This is a genomic window from Dendronalium phyllosphericum CENA369, from assembly GCF_016056275.1.
GTDB lineage: Bacteria > Cyanobacteriota > Cyanobacteriia > Cyanobacteriales > Nostocaceae > Dendronalium > Dendronalium phyllosphericum.
On sequence record NZ_JAECZA010000286.1, the window covers coordinates 1 to 2,479 of the forward strand.

At 38.2% G+C, this 2,479-nt stretch carries 4 protein-coding genes and 1 pseudogene; 3 read left to right on the forward strand and 2 right to left on the reverse strand.

Annotated elements, in window-relative coordinates; genetic code table 11:
- Positions 1–51: 51 nt before the first annotated feature.
- Positions 52–882, forward strand: coding sequence for an IS5 family transposase (locus I8752_RS31655; protein ID WP_214436140.1), 831 nt, complete (start codon positions 52–54; stop codon positions 880–882).
- A 70-nt stretch (positions 883–952) separates the two neighbouring features.
- Here the strand turns inward: I8752_RS31655 and I8752_RS31660 are convergent, their stop codons facing one another.
- Both I8752_RS31660 and I8752_RS31665 read right to left on the reverse strand, forming a co-directional pair.
- Complete coding sequence (locus tag I8752_RS31660; RefSeq protein WP_225896033.1) at positions 953–1,165, reverse strand: NYN domain-containing protein; 213 nt, start codon at positions 1,163–1,165, stop codon at positions 953–955.
- 5 nt (positions 1,166–1,170) lie between these two features.
- Positions 1,171–1,494 carry a PIN domain-containing protein gene (locus I8752_RS31665; protein ID WP_214436142.1) on the reverse strand — a complete coding sequence of 108 codons (324 nt, stop codon included), beginning with the start codon at positions 1,492–1,494 and terminating at the stop codon, positions 1,171–1,173.
- 244 nt (positions 1,495–1,738) lie between these two features.
- Here I8752_RS31665 and I8752_RS31670 point away from each other — a divergent pair.
- Positions 1,739–2,116: pseudogene (locus tag I8752_RS31670) on the forward strand (restriction endonuclease); the annotation flags it as partial.
- A 52-nt stretch (positions 2,117–2,168) separates the two neighbouring features.
- Positions 2,169–2,479: helix-turn-helix domain-containing protein (locus tag I8752_RS31675; RefSeq protein ID WP_214436143.1), on the forward strand; the 311-nt coding region annotated here is incomplete at its 3' end.

Genomic DNA, 2,479 nt, shown 5'->3' on the forward strand with positions numbered 1-2,479 from the left:
AGAATTATTTTATGGTAAGGTAAAAGATTTTGACATAAATTTGCTCTGCCAATGCGATACGAACAAACTTTGCGACTGTCCAATCGAGAATTTAAACGTCTAGTTGGGGTACAAAGACACACATTTAATCAGATAGTCAACGTACTACAAGATGCTGCCAGTCACAGACAAACAAGGGGCAGTTCTAAAAAACTGTGTTTGGAAGACCAGGCTTTGGTGTGTTTAACATACTGGCGTGAATATCGAACTTATTTCCATATCGCCAGTGATTGGCAAGTGTCACAAGCAACGGTTTGTCGTACTGTTCATTGGGTAGAAAATATTTTAGTCAATTCCGGGAGGTTTCGCTTAGGAGGAAAAAAGTCATTGTTGGCACCATCAAAAACACCGAAAACAGTAGCAATGGATGTGACTGAAAGTCCCATAGAACGACCTAAATATGGTCAGAAACTTTTTTTTAGTGGTAAACAAAAACGACATCCACTCAAGTCTCAATTTGTGATTGACCTGGAAACTTTACAAGTACTTTGTGTGTTCAATGATTCAGGTCGTAGACATGATTTCAAGCTATTTATTCACAGCAAGGTTCGTTTTCATCCTGAGACTGAAAGCTTAGAAGATAGTGGCTACCAAGGAATTGCTAAATTTCATGCCAATAGTCATATACCGAAAAAGAAACCGAAAGGAGGTAAATTGACTAAGCAACAGAAGCAGTTTAATCGCGATTTAGCACGCCGCCGAGTTGCTGTTGAACATGTCAACCGCAGATTAAAAATATTTCGGATTTTCAGCCAGCGATACCGCAATCGCAGAAAACGGTTTGCATTGCGTTGTCACTTAATTGCGGCTATTTATAATCATGATCTTCAAAATGCTAGTTAAGTTTTTGACCATTTGTTTAATCCTCTAATCTACCACAAAACTTTTTTGCAAGAGGTCTATTGTGTTAAGTTTACAAAGCTAAACGATCAAGGTGTGGATCAAGTTCAACAAAACGATTACACGCATCTTTTAACTCTTGTGCAGCATGATTCCAGAAAAATAGCTCAATGGTAAAACCATCATTACGCAAGGCTTCAATAGCAGGTATAAAATCGCCATCGCCTGCTACTAAGGTAATCACATCCTCACCCTTATCCATTTTTGTGTAAGCATCTCGCATCATTGCTGTCACAATACCTGTATCAACTTTTTTTCTTTATTTGCAGCATTTCGAACAACAATTATAGTTTCAAATCCTGCTCTCTCAGCGATTCCCCAGAGCGAATCATTTGCAGGAGGGCGTGAACCAAACAAAACTGCTCTTTTAATTTTGGCAGGGTCACTTCCTGCTGTAAAGCTATGAAGTTTACCAAAATCAAGGCGATAGCTGTTATCGATAATGTTTTTGTTCATTGCATCATAAATATTCGCTACCAGAGCTTTCCGGACAGCACTAACACGTTTGCCTTCAATGAAAACATTGGAATTATCCACATACACAAAGTTAGACATATAAGTATCTTTTTAAAGAGTACAATTAGCGTTTTTTGTTTGTATGCGCCTATAAACCGCCAATTGTAACAAATTTGGCTTAAAAGTGCTTTACGCAGTTTAGTTTTTTTATACATGCATCGTATTTACACAAAATACTATTTTTCCGTCCAGATAAAAAGCTTTTTAGAATTTTCCTGCCGTGACTGTACAGCAGTAGTTTCAAGCTAGGATATGATACTTTACACCAGTTTTTGCTTTATCCATGAAAATTTTGACCGTAGAAACCTTATGCTCAGAAGCTGCTATATTTTCAGATGCTGAGTCTTTACACCCAGAACCCTTACTGTACGGTGTGACTGATGGTAAAGCTGTCGGGACGTACTTGGAACAAAAGTTTAGACTTTATCTAAAAGAGCGATATGAGTTTGTAGAAGGTAATTCTGCAAGCGGTATTGACTTTCCAGGGTTACTTGTAGATGTGAAAGTAACCAGCATTAGGCAACCACAATCATCATGTCCTTTTAAATCTGCACGGCAAAAAATATTTGGGCTTGGCTATTCGCTGCTCATATTCGTCTACGATAAAACAGACAATAGTACTAACCGCACAGCAACTTTAAATATTTTGCATACTATTTACAGCAAATTGCAGGTAAATGAGGTACAATAATACCAGTACATCAACTCTAAAAATGAAAGCTTACTCAATCGACTTGCGAGAAAAAATAGTTTTGGCTTACTCACAAGGTGACACCTCAATCAGGAAGGTGGCTAATAGATTTGGTGTAGCCAAAAGTTTTGTACAAAAACTTCTCTCCATGAATAAGACTCAAGGTCATGTACAACCCAAACAACAAGGTGGAGCACAAAAGGGAGAGTTGGATGGATATGAAACTCAACTAGCTGCAATGGTTGAACAATACCCAGATGCAACATTATTGGAATATTGCGAATATTGGGGTACAAGCTACGCTCATTGGGTAAGCACGAGTACGATGTGTCG